General features: G+C 38.2%; 20 protein-coding genes. 12 read left to right on the top strand and 8 right to left on the bottom strand.

Going from position 1 to position 24,825, the window contains the following annotated elements; genetic code table 11:
* The first annotated feature begins 23 nt into the window (after nucleotides 1–23).
* From ACJJVM_RS14435 to ACJJVM_RS14420, 4 genes are all read left to right on the top strand, one after another.
* Nucleotides 24–953, top strand: a complete 930-nt coding sequence (locus tag ACJJVM_RS14435; RefSeq protein WP_405212100.1) for a DUF1835 domain-containing protein — start codon at nucleotides 24–26, stop codon at nucleotides 951–953.
* Between the two features lies 1 nt (nucleotide 954).
* The gene (locus ACJJVM_RS14430) at nucleotides 955–1,830 is read left to right on the top strand and encodes a nucleoside phosphorylase (RefSeq protein ID WP_405212218.1); all 876 of its coding nucleotides are present in this window, start codon (nucleotides 955–957) and stop codon (nucleotides 1,828–1,830) included.
* Nucleotides 1,831–1,926: 96 nt separating this feature from the next.
* On the top strand, nucleotides 1,927–3,981 hold the full coding sequence (ppk1, locus tag ACJJVM_RS14425) for a polyphosphate kinase 1 (protein ID WP_405212099.1): 2,055 nt from the start codon (nucleotides 1,927–1,929) through the stop codon (nucleotides 3,979–3,981).
* Between the two features lie 3 nt (nucleotides 3,982–3,984).
* Nucleotides 3,985–4,836 (top strand): substrate-binding domain-containing protein, encoded by an 852-nt coding sequence (locus tag ACJJVM_RS14420; RefSeq protein WP_298348728.1) that lies wholly within the window; start codon nucleotides 3,985–3,987, stop codon nucleotides 4,834–4,836.
* Nucleotides 4,837–5,094: 258 nt separating this feature from the next.
* Here ACJJVM_RS14420 and ACJJVM_RS14415 read toward each other — a convergent pair whose 3' ends face one another.
* Nucleotides 5,095–5,760 (bottom strand): uracil-DNA glycosylase, encoded by a 666-nt coding sequence (locus ACJJVM_RS14415; protein WP_405212098.1) that lies wholly within the window; start codon nucleotides 5,758–5,760, stop codon nucleotides 5,095–5,097.
* Nucleotides 5,761–5,878: 118 nt separating this feature from the next.
* On the opposite strand from ACJJVM_RS14415, the gene ACJJVM_RS14410 reads away from it, so the two are divergent.
* The 5 genes from ACJJVM_RS14410 to ACJJVM_RS14390 all read left to right on the top strand — a co-directional run bounded on the left by ACJJVM_RS14410 (nucleotide 5,879) and on the right by ACJJVM_RS14390 (nucleotide 11,837).
* Complete coding sequence (locus tag ACJJVM_RS14410; RefSeq protein ID WP_405212096.1) at nucleotides 5,879–8,056, top strand: endonuclease MutS2; 2,178 nt, start codon at nucleotides 5,879–5,881, stop codon at nucleotides 8,054–8,056.
* Between the two features lie 12 nt (nucleotides 8,057–8,068).
* The gene (locus ACJJVM_RS14405; RefSeq protein WP_405212095.1) at nucleotides 8,069–8,551 is read left to right on the top strand and encodes a hypothetical protein; all 483 of its coding nucleotides are present in this window, start codon (nucleotides 8,069–8,071) and stop codon (nucleotides 8,549–8,551) included.
* A 43-nt stretch (nucleotides 8,552–8,594) separates the two neighbouring features.
* Nucleotides 8,595–9,005 carry a thiol-disulfide oxidoreductase DCC family protein gene (locus tag ACJJVM_RS14400; RefSeq protein WP_405212094.1) on the top strand — a complete coding sequence of 137 codons (411 nt, stop codon included), beginning with the start codon at nucleotides 8,595–8,597 and terminating at the stop codon, nucleotides 9,003–9,005.
* Between the two features lie 96 nt (nucleotides 9,006–9,101).
* Nucleotides 9,102–11,030, top strand: coding sequence for a mucoidy inhibitor MuiA family protein (locus ACJJVM_RS14395; protein ID WP_405212093.1), 1,929 nt, complete (start codon nucleotides 9,102–9,104; stop codon nucleotides 11,028–11,030).
* 249 nt (nucleotides 11,031–11,279) lie between these two features.
* Nucleotides 11,280–11,837, top strand: coding sequence for a hypothetical protein (locus ACJJVM_RS14390; protein WP_405212092.1), 558 nt, complete (start codon nucleotides 11,280–11,282; stop codon nucleotides 11,835–11,837).
* Nucleotides 11,838–11,936: 99 nt separating this feature from the next.
* Here the strand turns inward: ACJJVM_RS14390 and ACJJVM_RS14385 are convergent, their stop codons facing one another.
* From ACJJVM_RS14385 to hisS, 4 genes are all read right to left on the bottom strand, one after another.
* Nucleotides 11,937–13,424, bottom strand: a complete 1,488-nt coding sequence (locus ACJJVM_RS14385; protein WP_405212091.1) for a lipopolysaccharide biosynthesis protein — start codon at nucleotides 13,422–13,424, stop codon at nucleotides 11,937–11,939.
* A gap of 9 nt (nucleotides 13,425–13,433) precedes the next feature.
* Nucleotides 13,434–14,717, bottom strand: a complete 1,284-nt coding sequence (locus ACJJVM_RS14380) for a glycosyl transferase family 1 (protein WP_405212090.1) — start codon at nucleotides 14,715–14,717, stop codon at nucleotides 13,434–13,436.
* The gene (locus ACJJVM_RS14375; protein WP_405212088.1) at nucleotides 14,717–17,143 is read right to left on the bottom strand and encodes a YfhO family protein; all 2,427 of its coding nucleotides are present in this window, start codon (nucleotides 17,141–17,143) and stop codon (nucleotides 14,717–14,719) included. Before ACJJVM_RS14375 ends, ACJJVM_RS14380 begins: the two co-directional genes overlap by 1 nt.
* Before the next feature lie 67 nt (nucleotides 17,144–17,210).
* Nucleotides 17,211–18,593, bottom strand: coding sequence for a histidine--tRNA ligase (gene hisS, locus ACJJVM_RS14370; protein WP_405212087.1), 1,383 nt, complete (start codon nucleotides 18,591–18,593; stop codon nucleotides 17,211–17,213).
* Nucleotides 18,594–18,884: 291 nt separating this feature from the next.
* Here hisS and ACJJVM_RS14365 point away from each other — a divergent pair, with 291 nt between their 5' ends.
* Together ACJJVM_RS14365 and ACJJVM_RS14360 are read left to right on the top strand one after the other, a co-directional pair.
* Complete coding sequence (locus ACJJVM_RS14365) at nucleotides 18,885–20,120, top strand: ABC transporter permease (RefSeq protein WP_299148877.1); 1,236 nt, start codon at nucleotides 18,885–18,887, stop codon at nucleotides 20,118–20,120.
* A gap of 85 nt (nucleotides 20,121–20,205) precedes the next feature.
* Entirely contained in the window at nucleotides 20,206–21,639 is a 1,434-nt protein-coding gene (locus tag ACJJVM_RS14360; protein ID WP_405212086.1) for a sodium:solute symporter, read from the top strand.
* Between the two features lie 45 nt (nucleotides 21,640–21,684).
* Here the strand turns inward: ACJJVM_RS14360 and ACJJVM_RS14355 are convergent, their stop codons facing one another.
* From ACJJVM_RS14355 to ACJJVM_RS14345, 3 genes are all read right to left on the bottom strand, one after another.
* Nucleotides 21,685–22,068, bottom strand: a complete 384-nt coding sequence (locus ACJJVM_RS14355; protein ID WP_405212085.1) for a CoA-binding protein — start codon at nucleotides 22,066–22,068, stop codon at nucleotides 21,685–21,687.
* Nucleotides 22,069–22,464: 396 nt separating this feature from the next.
* Nucleotides 22,465–23,082: a trimeric intracellular cation channel family protein gene (locus ACJJVM_RS14350; protein ID WP_299148883.1), complete on the bottom strand. Its 618-nt coding sequence runs from the start codon at nucleotides 23,080–23,082 to the stop codon at nucleotides 22,465–22,467.
* A complete protein-coding gene (locus tag ACJJVM_RS14345) occupies nucleotides 23,083–23,805 on the bottom strand; it encodes an RDD family protein (protein WP_298348701.1) in 723 nt (240 codons plus the stop codon).
* 35 nt (nucleotides 23,806–23,840) lie between these two features.
* Between ACJJVM_RS14345 and ACJJVM_RS14340 the strand changes: the two genes are divergently transcribed.
* A complete protein-coding gene (locus tag ACJJVM_RS14340) occupies nucleotides 23,841–24,824 on the top strand; it encodes a stage II sporulation protein M (RefSeq protein WP_299148885.1) in 984 nt (327 codons plus the stop codon).
* The last annotated feature ends 1 nt before the right edge of the window (nucleotide 24,825 follow it).

Genomic DNA, 24,825 nt, shown 5'->3' with positions numbered 1-24,825 from the left:
CCCCAAGTAAATACACCATCCCTATGTCACAACTCTTACACGTTACAAACGGCGATAGCCTTAATGATAGATTACTTGCAATGCAAGTAAAAGGAGATTATGCGGTATGGCGAGAGATGCTATGTGAAGGTAAGACAGTGGCAAACCTAGCCAGTGAAGAGTTTAGAGCGGCACGTATATCTTTTTTTAAATCAAATTACCCGGAGCACGCTGGATCTTATGATGATAAATTTGGGAGTCAGCTAGCTATTATTGCAGACGCCCATTTATATGAAGAAGTCGTCTTATGGTTTGAATATGATCTCTTTTGTCACATTAATATGCTTGCCTGTATAAGTTTTTTACGTGCTATAAATTACAAGGGTATTGTCTCACTTGTGTGTAGCGGTCGTGTAACTGGCGAAAAAGAGCTTAAAGGCCTCTCGCAACTATCTGACCAGCAACTACTGGCTCATTATAAAGACAAGACTACGCTTACAAACCACGATATCTTTCTTGCAGATGATTTATGGAGGCTATATTGTGGCAATGACCACTTAAAGCTTAAGCCACAGCGTGCAAAAGATACTAGCTTCACCTATTTATCTAACTGTATAAGTGCACACAAAGAGCGATTTCCGCACGTGCAGAGTGGACTTAACACACTGGAAACAAATATGCTTAGACTCATACGCAAGTATGAAATTAAATCAGAAAAACAACTATGTGGTTATATGCTCAATTACCAAGGTTACTATGGGTATGGAGATATACAACTATTTAAAATGATTGAAAGAATGCGACCTTTTTTTACAGTCCAGAATGATGTACTTACACTCACAGAAGAGTCTAGTAGCATTCTAGACACCGGTAAAAATGTATTTCAAAAAATCGCTTATTCTTGCAACCTAGGTGGTGTATCAAAGTATGATTACACCTATGATGAAAATAACCACCAGCTTACAAAACTATAATATGGCCATAGCCTCTTCAGAACTTATACTTAACCCAGACGGGAGTATCTATCATCTTAATATTAAACCGCAAGATATTGCTACAACAATTATCACCGTAGGTGATCCAGATCGTGTAGATACGGTTACAAAATACTTTGATAGTGTACGATTTACAACACAAAAACGTGAGTTTAAAACAAGCACAGGAACTTATAAAGGAAAAGAGATTACCGTCATATCAACTGGTATAGGTACAGATAATATTGACATTGTCCTTAATGAACTAGATGCGCTTGTAAATATAGATCTAGAGACTAGAGCTGTAAAAGATACGCACACTACACTTGATATTATACGCATTGGGACCAGTGGGGCTATACAAAAAGACATCCCTGTAGACTCGTTTTTAATAAGTCGCTACGCTATGGGACTTGATGCGCTTTTACATTTTTATGATAGTAAGCACATACAACATCCTGAGATGCAAGAGGCTTTTATGAAACATATGAACTGGGCTCAAGAAAAGAGTGCTCCTTACATAGTGTCTTGTGATGAAACGCTAGCAGCAAAATTTAATGAGCCAGATTTTTACCAAGGTTTTACTGCTACAAACATAGGTTTTTATGCGCCTCAAGGTAGAATGCTTAGACTTAAGACGAGTGACTTAGCGATGAATGATAAATTGGGTTCTTTTAGCTTTCGCGAAAGCGGACTCAACCTGCGCGTTACAAATCTAGAAATGGAAACCTCTGGAATTTATGGGCTCGCAAAATTATTAGGACATAGAGCAATTTCTTTAAACTGTATCCTCGCAAATAGAGTAAACAAAACCTTTAGCACAACACCTACAGAGCAAACAGAAAGACTTATACAAGAAGTTTTAGAAAGGCTTTAAAACTCATAAAACAAAGAGGTAATGGTTCCGTTTATCATTTAACAGATAATTAAAACTGTAGGGAGTACGCTTTTGTACATTTGAGAAAAACTCCCTATGATTAAACTAGACGAGACTAATTTTAAGCATCGCGATATAAACTGGCTAGCTTTTAATGAGCGCGTATTACAAGAGGCAGAAGATGTAGAAAATAATCCGCTTTATGAGCGTATAAAGTTTCTTGCCATATACTCTACTAATCTTGATGAGTTTTTTCGTGTGCGCGTGTCACAGCTGCGTCAACTTAAAAGAGTTAAGAAGAAAATACGTAAAGAACTCTCACTAAGGCCTAATAAGATTGTTAAGGAGATAAAGAAAACTGTACATACTCAGCAGGAGCGTTTTGGCAAGGTCTTTAGACTACATATTATACCAGAGCTTAAGGCAAATGGCATACATCTTCTTACCTCAAAATTATATACAGAAAAGCACGATGCTATTATTGATGCTTACTATGAAGAAAAATTAAAACCTCTTCTAGAAGTAACTGTAGTAAATGTAAAACAAGGTGATATCTTCTTGCAGGATCAAGCGCTTTATTTTTATGTGCTATTTAAGGATACTCAAAAGGTAGGGTTTGTAAATATTCCCTCAGATAAAATAAATCGTTTTCTAGAGCTATATGAAGAAAATGGAGCGCATTATCTCACATTTATAGATGATATCATTCATCATAAAATGCAAGATATTTTTCCTGCCGAAACTATTAGAGGAATTTACGAGGTAAAAATATCAAGAGATGCAGAGTTATATCTGGATGATGAGGTAGATGGTATACTTGCAGAGCGTATTTATGAATCTTTAAAACGAAGACACCAAGGACAACCTACGCGGCTACTCTATGACGCGTCTATGGACAAGGAAGATGCAAAACGCTTAAGAAAATTACTCAATGTAGGTAAGGTAGATATGATGCCAGGAGGTCGTTATCATAACTTTAATGATTTTTTTAGTTTTCCCGATCCTACAGATAACCCAAAACTTCATTATCAAGAACAACCCTCCATACCACACAGCACGCTAGCCCATACAGACAATTATTTTACAGCATTAAAAGAGCGCGATCATCTGGTGCATTTTCCTTTTATGTCTTTTAACTATGTTGAGCGCTTTATAGAACAAGCCTCTATAGACCCCACAGTTACCGAAATTAAAATATCCCTTTACCGTGTTGCAGATGAGTCACCACTTACCTCTGCCCTACTTAAAGCTCTAGATAACGGTAAGAAGGTATTTATTTTTATAGAAGCCAAAGCACGCTTTGACGAAGAGAACAATATAAAATGGGGAAGAAAATTTGAAGAAAAAGGCGCTGTAGTTATTTACAGTTACCCTAGAATAAAAGTACATTCTAAAATTTTACTCGTAAAGCGCAAAGAAGAAGGTAAAAATAGAAGATACGTCTACATAGGCACTGGTAACTTTAATGCAAAAACCTCAAAAGTATATGCAGATCACGGCTTCTTCTCTGCAAATAAGAAGTTAAGTAAAGAACTCGATAGGGTATTTAAAGTACTACAGGGAGACCTCATTGTACCGCGCAACAAACACTTACTAGTAAGTCCGTTTACCACGCGTCGCACTTTTGAAAAACTTATATATGATGAGATAGAATATGCTCAAGCAGGACAAAAGGCAGAAATTAAAATAAAAATCAACAGCCTCGAGGATAAAGAAATGATTAAGTTGCTGTATAAAGCTAGTCAGGCCGGAGTAAAAATACGTATACTGGTACGAGGTTTTAGCTCTCTTGTACCTGGTATAAAAGGGCTTAGTGACAATATCTATATGACTTCTATACTAGATAGATACTTAGAGCACGGTCGCATCTATTATTTTTATCACGGTGGTGAGGAGCAAGTGTATATGGGAAGTGCAGACCTTATGACGCGTAACTTAGATAGACGTATAGAAGTACTTGTACCTATCACACAGCCTGACTGTAAAAAGGAATTACTAGATATATTAACCCTACAACTTGAAGATACGGTTAAAGCCCGCATACAAGATGCTGTGGCTTCAAATACATATGTGAGACAGCAGAATGAAAATAAAACGGCTATTAGGTCACAATATGCTATTTTTGACTACTTAAAGAATAAGCATACCTAATATATGATTAAAATACGCATAGGCGGAGTACCAGAACACTTTAACCTCCCTTGGCATCTTGCTATAGAGGATGGAATGTTTGCTCATCACGGCATAGATCTAGAGTGGATAATGTTTCCAGAAGGAACTGGAGCAATGAATAAGGCACTGCGCAACAAAGAGATTGATCTTGCTGTTATCCTCACGGGAGGAATAATAAAAGACATAGCAAATGGCAATCCTTCAAAAATATTGCAGGTCTACGTATCATCTCCTTTACAATGGGGAGTACACGTAGGTGCAAAAAGTGAATTTACATCTATAGAAGAACTTGAGAACGCGACCTGTGCCATAAGCCGTTATGGGTCTGGCTCTCACGTTATGGCACACGTACAAGCAGAACAGCGCGGCTGGGATACTAGTGCTCTTAAGTTTAATGTGATTAACACCTTAGACGGGGCTATAGAAGCACTCACTGAAGGTACTGCAGACTATTTTATGTGGGAACATTTTACCACAAAACCCATTGTAGATAATGGAGTCTTTAGACGTCTAGGTGACTTTCCTACACCTTGGAGTTGTTTTGTAATTGCAGGTAGAGAGTCGTTTATAGAGGAACATAAGGCATCAATAGAGATTGTGCTAGATGTAATTAATACCGTTACAGCAGATTTTAAGAAAATACCATCTATAGACCGTACCCTAGCAAATAGATACGAGCAACAACTAGAAGACATACAGCAATGGCTCTCTATGACCACTTGGTCTCAAAAACAGATTACAGACGAAGAATTAACACGTGTGCAGTCAAAAATATTTGATTTAAAAATGATTGATAATCAGATAGATATAAATAAATTTAAGATTAATTTATAATTTTTTTGATTTTATACGCAACCATTCCTATTTCTATGCATCTATAGCACAACAACCAACCTTCAATACCCTAGATGACGACGTTTTTTATTGTTATAGGAATTCTAGTCGCTGTAAATTTTTTACTGCTACAGTTTTCTTGCAACAAAGGGTCAGAAGTAGAAACCGAGGAAGAAGAGTAAGCTAATTATATATTAAGTTAAGAACGGCGCTGAAAGCTAATTCAAATTTTCGGCGTCGTTTTTTTTATGTCCTGTTTTACCAGTTTATTGGTGCTTCTCCTTTACTCAATAAAATCTCATTTACCTCACTAAAATGCTTGTTACCAAACCAGTACCCACGGTTTGCGCTTAGTGGTGATGGATGCCCAGAGAGTAGGATAAAATGTTTTGACGCATCTATCTTTCTACCTTTCTTTTTGGCAAATCCTCCCCAGAGTAAGAAAATGATGTTTTCACGCTTTCGCGAAAGCGTATCTATCACCACATCTGTAAACTGCTCCCAGCCTTGCTTTTGATGAGATCCTGCCTCGCCTGCTCTTACTGTAAGCGTTGCATTGAGAAGTAAAACTCCTTGTGCTGCCCATCTGTCCAGATTACCAGATACTGGTGTAGGTAGTCCCATATCTGTCTCTAGCTCCTTAAAGATATTTTTAAGTGATGGAGGATGAGCTACGCCATCTTGCACAGAAAAGCAAAGTCCGTTAGCCTGTCCAGCACCGTGGTAAGGATCTTGACCTATAATCACGACTTTTACCTTATCAAAAGGGCAATGATCAAAGGCAGAAAAGATCTCCCCAGACGGCGGATAGCACGTGTGTGTAGCATACTCCTCCTTTACAAATGTAGTAAGCGATTTAAAATAAGGCTTCTCAAATTCGGCAGTGAGTTCTTGCTTCCAGCTGTCTTCTATATTTACGTGCATAATCCGTATTTTTGTATAAGAGTTTGTCATTGCTATTAGACAACTCAAAGCTAGAGAAAAAAGAAATAATTACAGAGCCGTTGTGGTTCTATTACGCTTTCGCGAAAGCGAGATCCCTATGATAAAAATCAATAAAAAGACACTTCAAGACTTAGAATTTGATATTGTTTGTGAGCAGGTTTCTGAGCGTTGTACGACAGAAAAAGGTAAAGCAAAAGCGCTCATCATAGAGCCCTACCCTACACCTAAGCAAGCGCTTTTTGGCCTTCATCAGACTAATGAGTATCTGTCTTCTAGAACGGCAGATAGTGCAATACCTAATCACGGCTTTGATGGTCTTGACCACGAGTTAAAATACCTAGCCATAGAAGATAGTACCCTTGAGAAAGGGAGTTTTAAAAAACTATCTAGCATCTCTGAAACGGTAAATATTCACCTCAAGTTTTTTAAAAAGTTTGAAGAACTCTACCCTACGCTTTATAATACTGTAAGGGAAACGGAGTATACCACAGCGATTATAGACGCTGTCACAAGAATAATAGATAAGTATGGTGACGTGCGCGATGATGCAACACCTACCCTAGGCACTTTACGCCGAGCGATTAACCAAACTAAAGGTCGTATAAACTCAAGCTTTTCTAGCGCACTAGGGCAGTATGCTGGTTATGGTTATCTAGATGACATACGCGAGACTATAGTAGATAATGTGCGTGTACTTGCTGTAACTGCGATGCATAGACGTAAGGTAAAAGGTTCTATTATGGGTAGCTCAAAGACGGGGAGCATCACCTATATACAACCAGAAGCGACGCTACAGGCGCAGCGCGAACTCAACAATCTTATTTTTGAGGAAGATGAGGAGGTAAAACGTATTCTTAAAGAACTTACTAATGCGATGCGTCCTTTCATTCCGCTATTTGAGGAGTATCAAGAGCTCCTGAGTGACATAGATGTAATTGCCGCAAAAATGAAGTATGCCGAAAAGCTGAATGGCCTACTTCCTAAAATTACCACAGATAGGGAACTTACCATAAAAGATGCCTATCACCCGCTACTTCTTCTTAATAACAATGCAAAAAATGAGAAGACGTATCCGCAAGACATACATCTAGATCAAGGGAGTCGCATTATTGTGATTTCTGGACCTAATGCCGGCGGTAAGAGTATCACTTTAAAAACCGTAGGGCTGCTGCAAGTAATGCTACAAAGTGGTATGCTTATACCGGTACACGAGTATTCTAGAATGTGCCTGTTTAATAAGATTCTTACAGATATAGGTGATAACCAGAGTATAGAAAATCACTTAAGTACCTACAGCTACCGCCTTAAGAATATGAACTACTTCCTTAAGAAGTGTGATAAAAACACGCTTATTCTTATAGATGAGTTTGGTACAGGGTCAGATCCTGAGCTGGGTGGTGCGCTGGCAGAGACGTTTCTTGAGGTTTTTCACGAGCGTGAGGCTTTTGGTATTATCACGACGCACTATGCAAATCTCAAGATGATGGCAAACGAGACGCCAGAGATTGTAAATGCAAATATGCTCTTTGACGCACGCACGCTTGAGCCACTATTTAAGCTACATATGGGAGAAGCGGGAAGCTCTTTTACCTTTGAGGTGGCACAAAAAAATGGCATCCCCTACTCGCTTATAAACCGTTCTAAGAAAAAGGTAGAGCGTGGCAAAATACGTTTTGACAAGAGTATCGCAAACCTTCAAAAGGAGCGCAGCAAACTCTCAAAAACTACTAGTTCGCTTAAAGCAAAAGAACAACAAGCCGCAAAAGAAAAAGCCCAACTCGCCGAAATAAACGAGAAAGTACAAAGTAAGCTAGAGGCTTACCAAGAACTGTATGACAGCAACCAGCGCTTGATTTACTTAGGTACAAAGCTAGATGGCATAAGCAAGAAATTCTATCACGATAAGAAAAAACGCGAACTCGTAGCTGAGTTTATGAAAATCGTACAGATAGAAAATAGTAAGCGTAAAAAACAAAGTGCAAAGCAAGCCAAAGCAGAAAAAGCGAAAGCAATCGCCACAAAAAAAGAAGCCGAAAAGCACGTAAAAGTCATACGTGAGAAAAAGAAAGAGGCTAAGAAAACAGCACCAGAGGTTGTAAAACCAAAGGTGATTTTAAGAGAAGGAGATCGCGTGCGTATGTTTGATGGTAAGGCTGTAGGGGTGATAGATAGTATAGAAAAAGGCAAAGCCACCGTAGATTACGGGATGTTTACCACAAACGTCTCTCTAGAACAACTAGAGCTCGTACAACGCAAAAAGAAGAATGCTAAGTAAAGAGATTTCAAAATGAAATACACTCTAAAATTTATGCTGATATTAATAACAATTATATCCTGCACAAAAAAAAGTGTTGATGACAATTACATTTTTCTTGAAGACAAATTAGAGCTAGAAAATTTAAACCTTCAAGAATTTGATATTTGGCACCCTTCTCATTCAGATAAGAATAAGGCCAAACTTATGATAGATAAGTCTATTACCGCCTATAAAATTAATCCAGATGTACCTAAACAGTACAAAATGAAAAGTAATTACTATTATCAATTAGTTCCTTATGTTTTAACGAACGGTGATAAAGTTTTTTATGTAAACGCTTTGTGTGAGAGTTTTGTAAACAATCCAGTTCCGAATTTTGAGGACCCTCAGCCAAAACAAGTTTCTTTACGAAACGGTATTTTAAAAGTTAACGATGGTGGTATTTGCTTTTGGAATATAACTATAAACATTGATGAAATGAGTTATTCAAATTTTAAATCAAATGCTTTTTAATTTTAATCAACCGGGCTAAAAACGTTATAGTATATTCAAAATTATGACTAAAAAAATCATCCTTTTTGACGGAGTTTGCAATTTGTGCAACGGGGCCATCACCTTTATCATACAGCGTGATAAGAAGGATCTATTTAGATATGCTCCATTGCAAAGCGAGATAGGAAAAGAGCTTGCTGCAAAACATCATATAGATCTTGATAAGGTAGACTCTATCATTTTAGTGACTGAAGATAAAGCCTATGCAAAATCTACGGCTGCGCTTCGCATTGCAAAGCAACTATCTGCGGGCTGGCCATTGCTTGCTATTTTTTTAATTCTTCCGAGATTCTTGCGTGATGTGGTATATGACTTTATTGCCCGTAATCGCTATAAATGGTTTGGCAAAAAAGAAGCCTGTATGATTCCTACTCCAGAGCTTAAGAGTAAGTTTTTGGACACTACACCTATGTAGTGTTATGTTTACTCAACCATAAGGGCACTTCCCTCAATGGCTATTTCAGTCGGTATGAGTTACTCATAGATTTGAGCAACTTTAAAAACCAAACCGATGAAAAAACTAACACTTCTCGCCTCGCTACTGCTACTTGTAAATTATGCTTTCGCGAAAGCGTACTCGAATCCACTAAGACCTACTCCATCTAAAATATCTAAGGTAACTGTTTATTTAAGCGGCGCTCAGGTAGAAAGATCATCACAGGTAACCATTGCACCCGGTACTACGAGTATATTATTTGACAATCTTTCTAATGATGTTAACGAAAATAGTATCCAAATATCTGGTTTGGACAACGCATCTATTTTGTCAATAAACTTTGGTATTAATTACCTAACAGAGAAGCGCAACTCTGCTCAGATAGACAGCCTTAATACTTTAAAAACAAGTTTAGAAGTCAAAATACTTAAACTTAATAGTAAAATGAGCGGATTATCTAAGGAGGAAGAAGTTATCTCAGCAAATCAGCGCTTAGGAGGTACTAGTAAGGAGTTAGACATTTCTAAAGTAAAGGAGCTTTCTACCTATTACAGAACGCGTGTTACAGAAATTAAAAATGCGATTGTAGATGCTCAATTGGAAAAATCTAAAATACAGAAACACATCAGAGATATAGAAAAGCAATTTGCAGAGCTAAATGTCACAGAAGAGAAAAGTAAAGGACAGATAACCTTAAAATTATCTAGTGAAGAAACCACAACTCTTAATCTCATACTCAAATACAATGTACGTGAAGCGGGCTGGTATCCAGAATATGATATTAAGGCAACAGGTACAGACGCTCCGCTAGATGTTTCTTACAAAGCTCATTTGTATCAAAAAACAAGTGAAGATTGGGACAACGTGCAACTTGTACTGTCTACTGGAGACCCCAATACGAATAACATTAAACCAACAGTTGATACAAAACATTTGCGCTTTGTAAATCGTAGTTATCGCAACAATAGCACAACAACGAGAGCTTATAACTATAAATACAACCCAAACATTAAAACAATTTCAGGAATAGTTACTGAAGATAATGGCCCACTTCCAGGCGCAAATGTGATAGTAAAAGGAACTTCAAATGGAACCCAAACAGACTTTGATGGAAAATATACCATTCAGGTAAATGAAGGTGAAACACTTATGTTTTCATTTGTTGGTTTTTCTACAACAGAAATCCCTATTCACGCTAGTATTATAAATGCCAATCTTGAAGCAGATAATCAGCTAGATGAAGTAATAGTCACTGCCCAAGGAATGAAGAGGAAACGTAGTGTATTAGGATATGCTGTTTCTGAAGTTAAGGAGCTTTTTTCTAGCTCATCTGACGATGTAAAAATTCGTGGATATAGTAGTATTCCAACGGCAACTGGCGATATAAAAACAGAAGGAATCACCAATACAAAATTTGAAATTAATAAACCATACTCTATAGACTCAGATGGTGATGTAACCGTGATTGAGATAGATAGCTTTATGATTCCAGCAAGTTATGAGTACTACGTAGCACCAGCGATAAATGAAAATGTTTTTCTCACTGCTTCCATTAAAGATTGGATTAACTATAGCTTATTACCAGGTGAGGCAAATGTCTATTTTGAGGGTAGTTTTTCTGGAAAGACATATCTCAATCCCTTAGAAACCACAGAGAAGCTTTCCATATCATTAGGTATTGATCCAAACCTGATTGTAAAACGTAAGGAACTAGATAATTTTAAGTCGAAATCTTTAATAGGCTCACAACGTATTATCAATAAAGAATATGAAGTAGTTGTAAAAAATAATAAATCAAAACCTGTCACTGTAAAAGTAGTAGATCGTGTTCCTATATCACAAAACAAAGAAATCAAGGTAGGAAAAATTGTTACAGGCGATGCTTTATACGATGAGGATACTGGTATTCTTGAGTGGACACTTACGCTCTCTCCTGCTTCATCTAATAGCAAACAATTTTCTTATGAACTGAAGTATCCAAAATATAAAAAAGTTAATCTATAACTAAGGTTGAGGTTTGGTTGAGGAAAAGCGTTATTTATATCATTAAATAGCGCTTTTCTGATTATAAAAGTTTTGAAATAGCACTTTTTTAATTTCTAAAATTCATACCGAGTACATTTTCGCAAAAACGTAAACACCCACAAACACTGCACGTAACAAGGTTTTTCCATTTCTGGCACGCTGATTGCAAACTAACTAGCAAGCGTACACCGAAAGACGGTAACGTATCAACCCTAATACTTTTATATTATGAAAAAGCTATTAATCGCAGTTTTGTTTCTAGGAGGAATTACTGCACAAGCAAACACAGTGACAGATCTCGATCACACTACAGAAAGAGGGCCACGTTACAATGTACCACAGTCTATCACATTTACTGAGAGAGGTATCACCTTTGAGGTATATACAAATGGACAGTTTGATTTTACACAACGTGGTAATAGATATCAAACTCGCACACAAGGGCGCAGAGGTTTTAATCAAGGTACGCCAGGACGCGCCTACGGTGTAACATATCCTTACAGAAATAACACTTTTGTAAAGTATAACCGTCAAGGTGAAATTTATAAAGTAGGTCGCAATCTCATAGATTACAACCGTCGTGGTAAAGTAAGACAGATAGGTTCTGTTGCCTTGAGATATAATAATGGTCGTCTAGATCGTGTAGGAGATATGAAGGTGATTTATAATAGAAGAGGTCGTATTGTAGATCTTGTAGATTATAACTACCGTACACACAGAGCACAGCGTGCAAACGGAAGAAATATAAAGATTAAGAAGAATAAAAAAATACGTGTACGAGGATAATTGTTCATCCTCAAATACTAACGATAACTTTGGTTGGTTTATTAAAGCCTCGATTTACAATTGTAAATCGGGGTTTTTCTATGTTATTAAGCAAAGTTTCTATCTTTTAAACACAGTACGGAGCAAGCTATCGATTGCGTTATTAATATCTAAAGAAAGTTTGAGCTTATAAGAAAGTATGAGGTATATACTTCCTAACATAGTGCCTTTTACAACAATTGCCACTAGCGGATTAAAAGAAAAATCCCAAAAGTAAAACCCACAAAACAAGGTAGCGATCACTCCAAAGGTTAATAGCGACTTTTTAGAAAATGGTTGCATTTTAAATTTGGCCTGTACCACAAGTAATTTGGCAAGCGAGTAGCCTACTGTTGCGATAAGCGTTGCCACTCCAGCACCATTTATCCCCAGTGTGGGAATCAACACGATATTTAAAATTACTGCTACAATTACCGCCACAACTCCTATTGCCAGTACAATGCGATAATAATCACTATTAAATACAATAGCATTATTTATACCCAGACAGTTATCTAAGAGTTTTGAAGCACTTATACAAAGTACTACATAAAGTGCCGTCGCATAGGCTGGACCTACAATGATATAAAGGCTTTTAATGTTGCAGCATATCAGTAAAAATAACAAGCCAGAAATCACTAATAAACTCAGGCTACTTTTCTTATAAAGTATGCGCATTTCCTCCCACTGTTTATTATTGAGCATACCTGCCACCATCGGGTACGTAATTTGGTGCATTGCCCTCGCAGGTACACCTATCACCGTTGCGATGTAGATAGCAACTGCATAGTAAGCTACATTTTCTATCGCCACATATTTACCTATCATAAACTTGTCTATATCGATAAGCAAAGTCGCCACAGAACCCGCAATTATGATAAGCGTTGAGTACTTTATAATAGCGGTGCGCTGTCTATCAAGTTTTGAGGAATTAGTACGCTTTCGCGAAAGCGTAAAAACAGGTTTTCGTTGTCTAAAGGCATAGAGCAGCATCACAATCATTCTCACTACATAGATTGCAACGGTAAGCACTAGAAAAGTATCCACATTTATGATAGAAAAAGCCAGTAACACAAGAAGTAAGGTCACGCCCAAACGATGAAAAACCTCCTTTAAAAAATTACCGAACGTACTTTTGAGCTGTACCTTAGACCAAGAGAAAAATATCTCAAAATAAGCCGATGACAAGGCAATAATGAAGATATACCACACGTAGCCAGAAACAATCTCATTTTTTGACGAAAGGAAATCTGCAATATGTTGATGTAAGAAATACGTGATTGCAGTAATGGGAATAATTAAAAATAGTGGTAAAACCAGCATCCAACTTAAAAACCTATCTTGATCTTCTCCCTCAAAAGATGAGTAAAACTTGACTATCGTATTTTGAACCCCAAAGGCCAGAAAAGGCACTAAAATAAAAGCCGTAGACAGAATAAAGCTTACCAAGCCATAATACGTATCGCTCATAAAGTTTACGTATAAAAACAGTGTGTTTACGGCACCTAAACCAAAACCTAAGTAGGTTGTGATAAGATTCTGAAAAGATTGTTTTAATACGATTCCCACAGTTTTCTTTTATAGTTGCGCTATTAAGTTACTCAGTAGTGCTGTGAGCTCTCTCCTATGATATTTGGCTACTTCGGTTGTATTACTTTCATACTTGTAGTCACCAGTAAATAACGCTTCAATTACTGATTTCAACTTTTTCTCTTGACTGTAATCTACAAAACTACCTGTTGCTGTTTTTTCTATAATAGTTCCTATATCTGCTCCCTTTGGACCTATAGCAACTATTGGTCGCTGTGCGCTTAGGTATTCAAAAAGTTTTCCTGCTATGATGCCTTTTGTCTTTTCGGCGTTAATTTCTATAAGGAGCAAGGCATTTGCTTGTTCTTGTAATCGCTGTGCTTCTTGATGACTTACATAACCTACAAGGTTCAATTTTGACTCTAGACCTGCTGCCGTTATTGCGTCAATGATTTCTTGACTTACTTTCCCTACAAACTGTATTTCTAACGCTTTAGAAAAAGCTGGTAACTCATCACATAATTCTCTCAACACCTTCCACAACAACTGCGGATTGCGGTCTGAGAGTAAAGAACCTATGTGAGCTAATACAAACCGCTCTGTAGGTTGATGCGGAGTGATTACTCTATCGTCAAAACCATTTGTGATAACGGTAATAGGTCTTTTGGTAATTGCTTGAAATTCTCGTTTTGTTCCTGGGCTGGTTACAATGATATGATCTGCAGTGGTGAGTACTTGCTTTTCTAACTGCTTGTGACGCGCTTTTGTTTTGGCGGTCATTCGGAGTTTATCGTGATACCCAATAGTCGTCCACGGATCTCTAAAATCGGCTAGCCAACTTAGGTTGGGTTTCCAGTTTTTGAGTTGGTTACCTATGAGATGTAGGCTGTGCGGTGGTCCTGTAGTGATGATTTTTTCAATATCGTTTTCTTCGACGTACTTTTTCAAGTACTCCACAGAAGGTGCTACCCACCCTACTCTTGCGTCTGGCACAAAGAAGTTTCCACGCACGTAGAGCATCGCTTTTTGTAACAAGCTCTGCTTTCCTTCCTTAGGTAAAATACCCGATGAAATGGTTTTAGTTTGCTTTCGCGAAAGCGTACTCGCCCACCCATACGGCTCTTTAATAGGTTGTTTAATCACAGTCACCTTATCTGAAACCTCAGCAACCAAAGAATCATCTACGATAGGATAACTAGGATTTTCTGGAACGTAAACAATAGGTTCTATCCCAAATTCTGGTAGGTACTTTGTAAACTTGAGCCATCGTTGCACACCGGGACCACCAGCAGGCGGCCAATAATATGCGATGATGAGTACCTTGTTATTCATTAAGCCTGTGCTTCTGTATCACGGTTTTTTACCGTGTAGAATATTCCTCCCGCAACTAGTAAGACAAGTAATAAACTACTGCCTAGCATAATCATCCCTCCGGTTTTTACCACTTGTGGCTCAAAAGTCATCACCACTTCGTGAGCGCCTGCAGGCACCTTTATACCTCTCAAGGCATAGTTTACTGGTAAAATGGTAGTTTCTACACCATCTACAGTGGCAATCCATCCATTTTTATAATAGTTCTCTGCAAAAACCATAAAGCCATCGCTTCCATTTTCTACTTGGTACACGAGTTTGTTAGGTTGTACCTCTTTAGTTTGTACCACAGCTGTGCTATCTCTACGAGGCTGGAATTTTCCTAGTTCCTCACGGTATTCCTCACGGATGAGTACTGTATTCTTTGTGTCTACTTTAATGAGACCATCAAACTCTGCATTATAATCTGGTACGTACTGTATCTCATTTACAAACCAAGCTGGACCGTTTGTTTCGGGGTTTTTACTTATACTCATACCCTGCTCACTATCTTGAAGGATGTATTTTACATTGTACATATTAAGCACCTCAGCATTACCCTGAGCAATCTGCTGATTGTATAAATCATCAATCGTACGCGGTTGTACGGCAGAATAACCGTTAAGCGAATTGAAATAGTACGAAGTATGGCTATTATTAAATCCTCGAGCAAGATCAATCACGCGAAAATAACTATCATCCTTAAGCATCTCCTCATCTGCTGGAGTAATCTGGAAGTTTTGATCATACTGTCGCTGGGTGATGAAGTTTTCTTCATTTACAGAACGTCTATCTACACCTACAAGGTCAAAAACTATGAGCGCACCAATGGTGATTATTGCAATGTTTTCTGAAATCTTTTTCTTGAGCGTTAACCACAGAGCGGTTCCTATAAAAAGCACAAATAGTAAAGACCTCAACACATCACTTTTTAATACAGCGAGGCGATCTTCTTTTATGGCATTTAATATTTCTGGTTGCTCGATGGCCATCTGTCCTTCGGCAGCAGAGCGTAGGTTAAATAAGCTTCCGCTAAAAAGGTAGAGTATCACAAAAAGACCTGCTAGCGAACCTATAGCGATGAGTAATTTCTTTTGCTTTTCGGCTTGATCAACTCGGTCGTTTAAAAATCTGTGTAAACCTACCATTGCAGCGATAGGTAACAGTAATTCTAAAATCACTTGTATACTCGTAACTGCTCTAAACTTATTGTATAACGGTACGTAGTCAATAAAGAAACGTGTAATTCCTTCTACGTTTTTTCCCCAACTTAACACGAGCGATACCATCATACCTGCTAGTAACCACCAGCGCAATCTTCCATTTACTAGAAACAGTCCTAATAATGCAAGTGCAAAAACTGTTACTCCAAGGTATGGAGGAGCTTCTACAAATGGTTGCTCTCCCCAATATAATCTCGTTCCTTGCGCGTAGTAACTTACTTCATTAGGAGGCACTCCTAACTCGCTTAGCTTTTTCGCGAAAGCGGAATCACGACCCAAATCGGCAGCGGTACCGGTTCCCATAAAATCTGAAGCGATGAGATTGAGAGACTCTAGCTTACCGTAGCTCCACTGCGTGATATAATCAAAACCAAGACCGTCTTCTACGGCGTCTTTGGCAAGGTCATCTTTTAATAATTGCTCGCCACGTATACTTGTCTCTGCATACTCTGCAGTAGCAAGTAAGGTGGTTGCGTTTGTAGCGAGACCTAATAGTACAGCAATTACTAGTATTCCCGAAGCTTTAAAGAAATGTGGAAGTTGTTTTTTCTTGATAGCATCTATGAGGTATGCAATCCCTAAAATCACACAAAGCAACCCTAGATAATAAGTCATCTGGTAGTGATTAGCCTGTATTTCTAGCCCCATTGCAACGGCAGTGAGTAAAAATCCCCAGAGATATCTTTTTTGATACGTAAGTATAATACCCGCAAGTACGAGCGGGAAATACCCTATGGCGTGCACCTTTGAGTTATGCCCTACGCCTATAATGATAATGAGATACGTAGACAGACCAAAGGCAAGCGCACCAACTACAGCAAGCTTCCAAGGAACGCGCATCACAAGCATTAACGCATAAAAAGACATAAAATATAGAAAAAGATAATCTGCTGGGCGTGGTAAAAAGCGAATCACACGGTCCAACTTATCCATCATATCATACTCAAACCTCGCTCCCATCTGGTAGGTAGGCATCCCTCCAAAGGCACTATTAGTCCAGTAGGTCTCCTCACCCGTCTCTGCTCTAAAGTCACGATGTTGCTTTGCCATCCCTTCATAGAGCTTAATATCATTTTGATAAATGCGCTTTCCAGATAACACCGGATTGAAGTAAACCAGCGCCACGACTACAAAGCCAAGTACAACTAGAATATGCGGAAGGAGTTTTTTAAAATCGATGTTCATAGGTGTTATGTCAATAGTCGTTAGTCAACGAGCTTTCCCCATCCCTGAAGGGTAGCTCGGTTTAATTTTATTTCAAAGCTGCTACTAGCTCATCTATGTTTACAGTCTCTTGTGAGCCTTCTGCCATATTTTTGAGCGTGTATTGTTTTGCATCCATCTCTTCTTTTCCAGCTAATACTAAAAACGGAATATCGCGACGATTTGCATACGTCATTTGTTTTTTCATTTGCTTATTGCTCGTCACAGCATCTGGATATAACTCGGCTGAGATTCCTGATTGGCGTAGCTTGCTTATTGCTTGCATTGCATAACCCGCTTCTTGATCTCCAAAGTTTACAAAAAACACTTTTACACCCTCTGTCGCCTCTTCTGGAAACAAGCCTAGCTCCTCAATCACAAGATAAATACGGTCTAGACCAAAAGAAATTCCTACACCACTCATATCTTTAAGCCCAAAAATACCTGTAAGATCTGCATAGCGACCACCGCCACCTATACTTCCCATCTTTACACCTTCTGGAGCACTCACTTCAAAAATAGCTCCCGTGTAATAATTGAGCCCGCGGGCTAGTGTTACATCTAGTTGTAGTGTTGCGGTTTGTAGACCTAAGTTTTCTATAGCATCATTAATAAATAGAAGTTCGTTAATTCCTTCCATTCCCATCTCAGAGTCTGCAAGCAAGGTTTTAAGTGTTGCTAGCTGATCACCAAAAGAACCAGATAGTGTAAACAACGGTGCTACCTTATCTATCGCCTCTTGGCTAATGTCTTTGGCAAGCATTTCTTTAGTCACGCCCTCTTCTCCTATTTTGTCAAGCTTATCTAGCGCTACGGTAAAATCTATGAGTTTATCACTCGCCCCTATCACCTCTGCAATACCAGAAAGTACCTTGCGGTTATTCATCTTGATAGTTACTCCTTCTAGCTTTAATGCGCTAAAAACAGCATCGTACAACTGTACAAACTCTACTTCTTGCCATAGAGAATCACTTCCTACCACATCTGCATCACACTGATAGAACTCGCGGAAACGTCCCTTCTGTGGGCGGTCTGCTCTCCATACAGGTTGCATCTGAAAACGCTTAAATGGGAACACAATATCATTTTGATGTTGTACTACGTATCTCGCAAAAGGTACCGTAAGATCGTAACGAAGTGCTTTTTCTGAGATTTGTGGTGTGAGTGCTGTTGAGTCCGCTTTCGCGAAAGCTTCATCCTTCACCTTACGTAAATAGTCACCACTATTAAGAATCTTAAATATCAAGCGGTCACCTTCTTCTCCGTACTTTCCCATCAAAGTGCTGCTGTTTTCAAAACTAGGCGTCTCGATAGGCTGAAAACCAAAACGCTGAAACTGTGTGCGTATGGTGTTCATAATATAGCTGCGCTTTGCAACTTCTTCTGGTGAAAAATCTCTGGTTCCTTTAGGTATAGAAGGTTTTGTACTCATATGTTACAGTCGTATTCTTTAAGGTACTTCCTATCAAAATAATTAAAAGGAAAGACTACCTGTGTTCTTTTTATGCTTTCGCGAAAGCGTATATCTCTTTTTTACAATGTGATTTACCACAAAATTTGCGGTTGTGGCATATTTAAAATGCACTCGCAAATATCTTAAAAATTGAAGCCACGAGAGAATTATTTGAAAAGTTTGGTAACTTTTTGACGAGTTAATAGTCTTATCGTACATTGTGTACAGAGACAATTATGTTTCTGAAATGCTTAATTCATACTTGAACCTATGTTTTCACTATTTCGCGAGAATTTAAGAATCGCCTTTGACAGTATTAAAAGTCAGCTGTTGCGTACTATTTTGACTGTATTTATCATTGCCATAGGTATCACGGCACTGGTAGGGATTTTAAGTCTTGTAAAGGCGCTTGAGAATACGATAAGCTCAGACTTTGCAAGTATGGGAAGTAACACCTTTAATGTGCAACGTTATGAGTTTACCTCACGTCGCTCTAATGAAAAACAAGTTATTAACCCTGTTATAGGTTATCGCCAGGTAAAAGAATTTACAGAACAATACAATTACCCTACTGCCCGTACGGCTATCTCTTTTCAAGGAACACGAAGTGCAGAAGTGAAGTATGAAAATGAAAAGACAGATCCAGAAGCAAGCGTAGTAGGTGTAAATGAAAACTTCTTAAACAACTCCGGCCTCAAGCTAGAAAAGGGAAGAAACTTCACCTCTTTTGATATAAATAACAACACACGAGTTTGTGTACTAGGAAGTGACTTTTATAAAAATATATTTAAGGATGATAACCCCATAGGGAAAACCATAAGCATACGTGGTACCAAGTTTAACGTAATAGGAATGCTTGAAGAAAAGGGAGCCACCTTTGGCAACAATCAAGACTTGCGAGTTCTCATACCGATACAAGTAGCGAGAACGATGTTTACCCAACCTAACATAAACTACAACGTGAGTGTAATGGTAGAAGACGCAGAACTTCTAGACAGCGCCGAAGAACAAGCGATACTCACCTTTAGAAACATACGTGGGCTTACGCCTGTAGAAGAAAACAACTTTGGTATAGGACGCAGTGACGACCTTATTAATCAAATAGCCGAAATAACGGGTGTGCTTAATGTAGCTGCCTGGGTAATAAGTATCATAACGATTTTTGGATCTTGCATCGCACTTATGAATATAATGCTTGTCTCTGTGACTGAGCGCACACGAGAGATAGGCGTACGTAAGGCGCTAGGAGCAAAAAAATCTACTATTGCAGCACAATTCTTATACGAGGCAATCATCGTGGGGCAACTAGGAGGTCTTACAGGGATTGTACTAGGTATAAGTATAGGTGCACTTATAGCCTCTATTGCAGACTTTGTATTTACCACTCCTTGGGGAGCAATTATTGCAGCAACTATAATCACATTTGCAATTGCAATATTATCTGGTTTATTTCCAGCAATAAAAGCAGCAAAGCTTGACCCTGTAGAGTCTTTACGTTACGAGTAAGAGAAGCTCTGTATAGAGAAATCTTAACTGTACAATCTGCAATCATTTATCAAAAGAGTATATTCGTATTCTTAATATAATTGATATGCAGCCCTTACATATATTACTTCTTATTGCTGGTTACTTTGGTGTGCTTATGCTCATAAGCTACTTAACAAGCAAGGGAGATTCTAACACAGATTTTTTTAAAGCAGGCAAGCAATCTCCTTGGTATCTTGTTGCTTTTGGGATGATAGGAGCTTCACTATCTGGAGTAACCTTTATATCTGTCCCTGGATGGATTGAGGCATCAAGCTTTAGCTATTTTCAAGTCGTCCTTGGTTATACTGTGGGTTATGCTGTTATAGGCCTTGTACTACTCCCACTCTACTATAAATTGAACCTTACTTCTATCTATACCTATCTAGAAGGGAGATTTGGCACCTACTCTTATAAGACTGGAGCATCCTTCTTTTTACTAAGCAGAATTATAGGTGCGAGTTTTAGATTGTACCTAGTTGCAAACGTATTACAGCTACTCGTTTTTGATGAGATGGGTGTACCATTTTTTGTAACAGTAACCCTCACCATCATACTTATCTGGCTCTATACCTTTAAGGCTGGTATAAAAACCATTGTGTGGACAGATACCTTGCAGACACTCTTTATGCTTATCGCAGTAGGTGTGGCAATCTACTTTGTGAGCGATGAGATGGGTCTCAATGCAGGAGCGGCTTTAGATCTCATTTCTAATAGCGATATGAGTCAGATTTTCTTTTTTGACGACTGGAAAAGCGGTGACTTCTTTGTGAAGCAATTTTTATCTGGAGCCTTTATATCTATTGTAATGACAGGGCTAGATCAAGATATGATGCAAAAAAACCTTACTTGTCGTAATCTAGGTGATGCCCAAAAAAATATGTTTTGGTTTACCATCGTGCTTACCATTGTAAATCTTGTATTCTTAGCACTGGGATTATTACTCACTGTATATGCATCACAAAACGGTATAGACGCACATAAAGATGAACTCTTCCCTACCATTGCTGTAAATAGCGGCTTGGGAATAGGACTCGCTATTGTTTTCTTACTAGGATTAATTGCAGCAGCATACTCAAGTGCAGATAGCGCCCTTACATCACTTACCACGTCTTTTAGTATAGACATACTAGACATCGAAAAAAAATATGATGCCGTAAAGCAAGTAGCAGTGCGCAAACGCATCCACATTGTAATGTCGCTTGTACTCATTGCCGTGATCATCATATTTAAATACGTAATTGCAGATGCTACAGTAATCGTAAAACTATTTACATTTGCTGGATATACATATGGACCTCTCTTAGGCCTTTATGCATACGGACTCTTTACAAAGTGGAATGTAAAAGACAAGTTTGTCCCAGTAGTTGCCATTGCATCGCCTATTCTTGCATACATCATAAGTACGCTTTCGGCGGGAGTGGGATTTGAATTTGGGTTCTTTATTTTAATCTTAAACGGTGCGTTGACCTTTTTAGGATTATTATTTATAAGAAAATAGTTTATTACGCTTTCGCGAAAGCGTACTTATAAAACCTAGAAAATTTTAATACTGATCTGTTCCCAACAACACTAGTGTACACGCAACATCAACTTCGATATTGTGCTTTTGTAACTTTTTAAAAAGAACAGGATTTTCTGTTCCTGGGTTAAAGATGACACGCTTAGGAGCCAGGTTAATTATGAAATCATAATAAGCCTCTTGCCGCTGCGGATTAAGATAAAGTGTGATGGTATCTAAATCTTCTTTAAGCTCATCTACGGTCTCTATGGCTTGATCAAAAGTGATGATTTCTATATCACCTACCTTTCCTCCTCTTAATCCAACGGCAATCACGGGGTGATTTTGTGCATTAAGGCGTATGATTGCTCTATGTGAATATCGCTGAGGTTTTAAGGATGCCCCGATAACCATTGTGGTTTTTAACATAACGTAAAGTTAAAAAATTATTACGGTGTAACAGACCGCTATTTTAAACGTCTCTATAATAAGTTAACTTACTTGTTAGGTACGTTTTTAATTCGTTTTGATGGTTAGTGTTAATTTTAAACGTTACCTGACAAAAAATCCCGAGATATCGAGTCTCGGGATTTTGTTGTTTACGACCTAATCTACTGATACTACGGTTAAATAATTGTTAATTGCCCTAATCAAATGAAACATTGAGCACCTTTTTACGTCTTATAAGTAAGTAATAGTCTCAACTGAATACTCAAATCAGGATTTTAAATTATTTGAATTAGCCTTTATAATATTTTAAACCTATTTTCTAAAGAGTCTATTAGGTTTCTTAAGGTCTCTGCTCACGCAGGGACCTTTTGTTTTTTAAGAATAATCTTTTCTATACACACTAGGCAAACTCCACTCCTTTACTACTGCAAGCGTTCTAACTAAAATAATAATACAGCCTGCAACAAGCATTGCTATAGATTGTGGAAGTCCAGCCGTGGTAGATGCTAGATATACGCTCCCTCCTAATATGCATACTGTAGCATATATCTCTTTATGAAATATTATAGGGATCTCATTGCATAGTATATCTCTAAGCACACCTCCAAAACACGCCGAGATTGTACCAAGCACCACACAAACTACAGGGTGTAAACCTGCTGCCGTAGCAATCTGAACTCCAGCAATAGTATACAAGGCAATACCTATAGTGTCAAACAAGAAGAGAGATCTCCTCACGTATTTTAAATAGCTTCTAAAAATAATTGCCACTAGTGTTGCCACAAAAATCACGTAAACAAAGGTCATATTAAGCATCCAGCTTACGGGTGTCTTCCCTATGAGTATATCTCTCAGTGTACCACCACCTACTGAGGTAACCAGTGCGATGATTAATATCCCAAAGACGTCAAGCTTTTTACGCATAGCGGTAAGTGCTCCAGATATGGCAAACGAGACCGTACCTAGTATGTCTATAATTGTGGTAATCTCCATTTACTGCTGTGTGTAATAATTATAGTCTGCAAGCACACGCTCTACAAAGGCTACATTAGTCTCTTCTGGAGTGACATCCATTTTTTCTTTAAGCCTATCTGCTAGTTTTATGATCACGTTGTGATTTCCATTACGCTTAGCATCTTTAAAGAGTGTTTTAATAAGTTGTACATCCTTATCGTTAAAAACGGTCACCTGAGGATAAGTAGGCATATAGTTTTCTGGTATGTCTACAATAAGACTGTCTGATAGACGTGCTCGCTTTTTTTCTGTAATGACTGTTGTACCTGCTGCCATATCACCTAGTCTTTGCCCTTTCTCACTCATAAGGATACTTACTACAGCAATCCCTCCAGAAGAGCCAGCTATATCTATAATACGCATAAGCCATCTTACAAAGTAACTCCCAAAACCTGGTTTTGAGCCGTCTAGTTTTACCACTCTTATTTTCATAACAGCCTTACCCGGTGTTTTACCATCCCAGAAGGTCTCAAAAAGTATGTAGTATAAGAATATAGGCAACCCTAATACAAGGTAGTATGCCCAGATATCACCCATTGCTTGAGAGTCTAACCCAAACTGAGCTATGATAAAAATGGAAACAACCCAGTAAGCAATAATTATGAGCAAATCTACAATGTATGCTAGTATACGATCTCCTATGCTTGCAACATTCTGATAAATGCTCACATTTTGAGCGGTTTCTATTTGAAAGTTATCCATATATTCTTTTTCTTTACCTGTATAATTAAGTGTATATGCGTGAAGCTGCTTTTGTTAAGCAAAATAAGGATAAATGGTTAACATTTGAAAGTGTTCTGGTAAACAAAGACCAGATTCACCCAGATGAGCTATCTAGCCTGTATATGGAAGTTACAGACCACTTAAGTTATGCACAAACGTTTTACCCTCATAGTAAGACCTTAGAGTACCTCAATCATCTTGCTTCACAATCACACCAGATTATTTACAAAACAAAGCGCGAGTCTAGTAAGCGCTTTATTACCTTCTTTACAGAAGAGTTTCCGCTTGTAATGTATCAATACCAGCGACAGCTACTCATTGCATTTTTAGTCTTTCTACTATTTAGCATTATAGGTGCTTATAGCGCTGCCAGTGATGGTGCCTTTGTAAGAAGTATTATGGGTGATGGCTATGTAAATATGACCCTAGATAATATAGAAAAAGGCGACCCTATGGGCGTTTATAAGAAGCAGGGAGAAATAAATATGTTTTTAGGTATTACCATAAACAATATCAAGGTAGCCCTATTTGCTTTTATCTATGGAATATTCTTTACGGTAGGTTCACTGTATATAATAATGCGCAATGCCGTAATGTTAGGTAGTTTTCAGTATTTCTTTTTTGAGCAAGGTGTAGGCTGGGAGTCTGTGCGTACTATATGGATTCACGGTACTATAGAGATTTCTGTTATTATAATTGCGGGATGTGCAGGTATGGTACTAGGTAACTCTATCCTCTTTCCTAAAACCTATACACGCCTAGAATCTTTTAAGAGAGGAATGAAAAACGGGCTTAAGATTGTAGTGAGCACCATACCACTTTTTGTTATTGCAGGTTTTCTAGAAGGGTTTGTAACGCGCCACACAGAGATGCCAGACTGGCTAGCAATTACGATTATAAGTTGCTCACTTGCCTTAATCATATTCTATTACGTCTATTACCCTATAAAAAAACATAAAGAAGAGAAAGCTCGTCTAGCTGCGCTTCCCACATTATAAA

This window comes from Dokdonia sp. Asnod2-E02 (genome assembly GCF_045063915.1).
Classification (GTDB): Bacteria; Bacteroidota; Bacteroidia; order Flavobacteriales; family Flavobacteriaceae; genus Dokdonia.
This window is presented reverse-complemented; position numbering and strand designations above follow the sequence as displayed.

Bases quoted from the DNA above. Each gene is read 5' to 3' on its own strand.
- ACJJVM_RS14365 (WP_299148877.1), top strand. From the start codon at position 18,885: ATGTTTTCACTATTTCGCGAGAATTTAAGAATCGCCTTTGACAGTATT.
- ACJJVM_RS14360 (WP_405212086.1), top strand. From the start codon at position 20,206: ATGCAGCCCTTACATATATTACTTCTTATTGCTGGTTACTTTGGTGTG.
- ACJJVM_RS14405 (WP_405212095.1), top strand. From the start codon at position 8,069: ATGAAATACACTCTAAAATTTATGCTGATATTAATAACAATTATATCC.
- ACJJVM_RS14420 (WP_298348728.1), top strand. From the start codon at position 3,985: ATGATTAAAATACGCATAGGCGGAGTACCAGAACACTTTAACCTCCCT.
- ACJJVM_RS14410 (WP_405212096.1), top strand. From the start codon at position 5,879: ATGATAAAAATCAATAAAAAGACACTTCAAGACTTAGAATTTGATATT.
- ACJJVM_RS14400 (WP_405212094.1), top strand. From the start codon at position 8,595: ATGACTAAAAAAATCATCCTTTTTGACGGAGTTTGCAATTTGTGCAAC.
- ppk1 (WP_405212099.1), top strand. From the start codon at position 1,927: ATGATTAAACTAGACGAGACTAATTTTAAGCATCGCGATATAAACTGG.
- ACJJVM_RS14430 (WP_405212218.1), top strand. From the start codon at position 955: ATGGCCATAGCCTCTTCAGAACTTATACTTAACCCAGACGGGAGTATC.
- ACJJVM_RS14350 (WP_299148883.1), bottom strand. From the start codon at position 23,082: ATGGAGATTACCACAATTATAGACATACTAGGTACGGTCTCGTTTGCC.
- ACJJVM_RS14435 (WP_405212100.1), top strand. From the start codon at position 24: ATGTCACAACTCTTACACGTTACAAACGGCGATAGCCTTAATGATAGA.
- ACJJVM_RS14380 (WP_405212090.1), bottom strand. From the start codon at position 14,717: ATGAATAACAAGGTACTCATCATCGCATATTATTGGCCGCCTGCTGGT.
- ACJJVM_RS14375 (WP_405212088.1), bottom strand. From the start codon at position 17,143: ATGAACATCGATTTTAAAAAACTCCTTCCGCATATTCTAGTTGTACTT.
- ACJJVM_RS14415 (WP_405212098.1), bottom strand. From the start codon at position 5,760: ATGCACGTAAATATAGAAGACAGCTGGAAGCAAGAACTCACTGCCGAA.
- ACJJVM_RS14340 (WP_299148885.1), top strand. From the start codon at position 23,841: ATGCGTGAAGCTGCTTTTGTTAAGCAAAATAAGGATAAATGGTTAACA.
- ACJJVM_RS14390 (WP_405212092.1), top strand. From the start codon at position 11,280: ATGAAAAAGCTATTAATCGCAGTTTTGTTTCTAGGAGGAATTACTGCA.
- hisS (WP_405212087.1), bottom strand. From the start codon at position 18,593: ATGAGTACAAAACCTTCTATACCTAAAGGAACCAGAGATTTTTCACCA.
- ACJJVM_RS14395 (WP_405212093.1), top strand. From the start codon at position 9,102: ATGAAAAAACTAACACTTCTCGCCTCGCTACTGCTACTTGTAAATTAT.
- ACJJVM_RS14355 (WP_405212085.1), bottom strand. From the start codon at position 22,068: ATGTTAAAAACCACAATGGTTATCGGGGCATCCTTAAAACCTCAGCGA.
- ACJJVM_RS14345 (WP_298348701.1), bottom strand. From the start codon at position 23,805: ATGGATAACTTTCAAATAGAAACCGCTCAAAATGTGAGCATTTATCAG.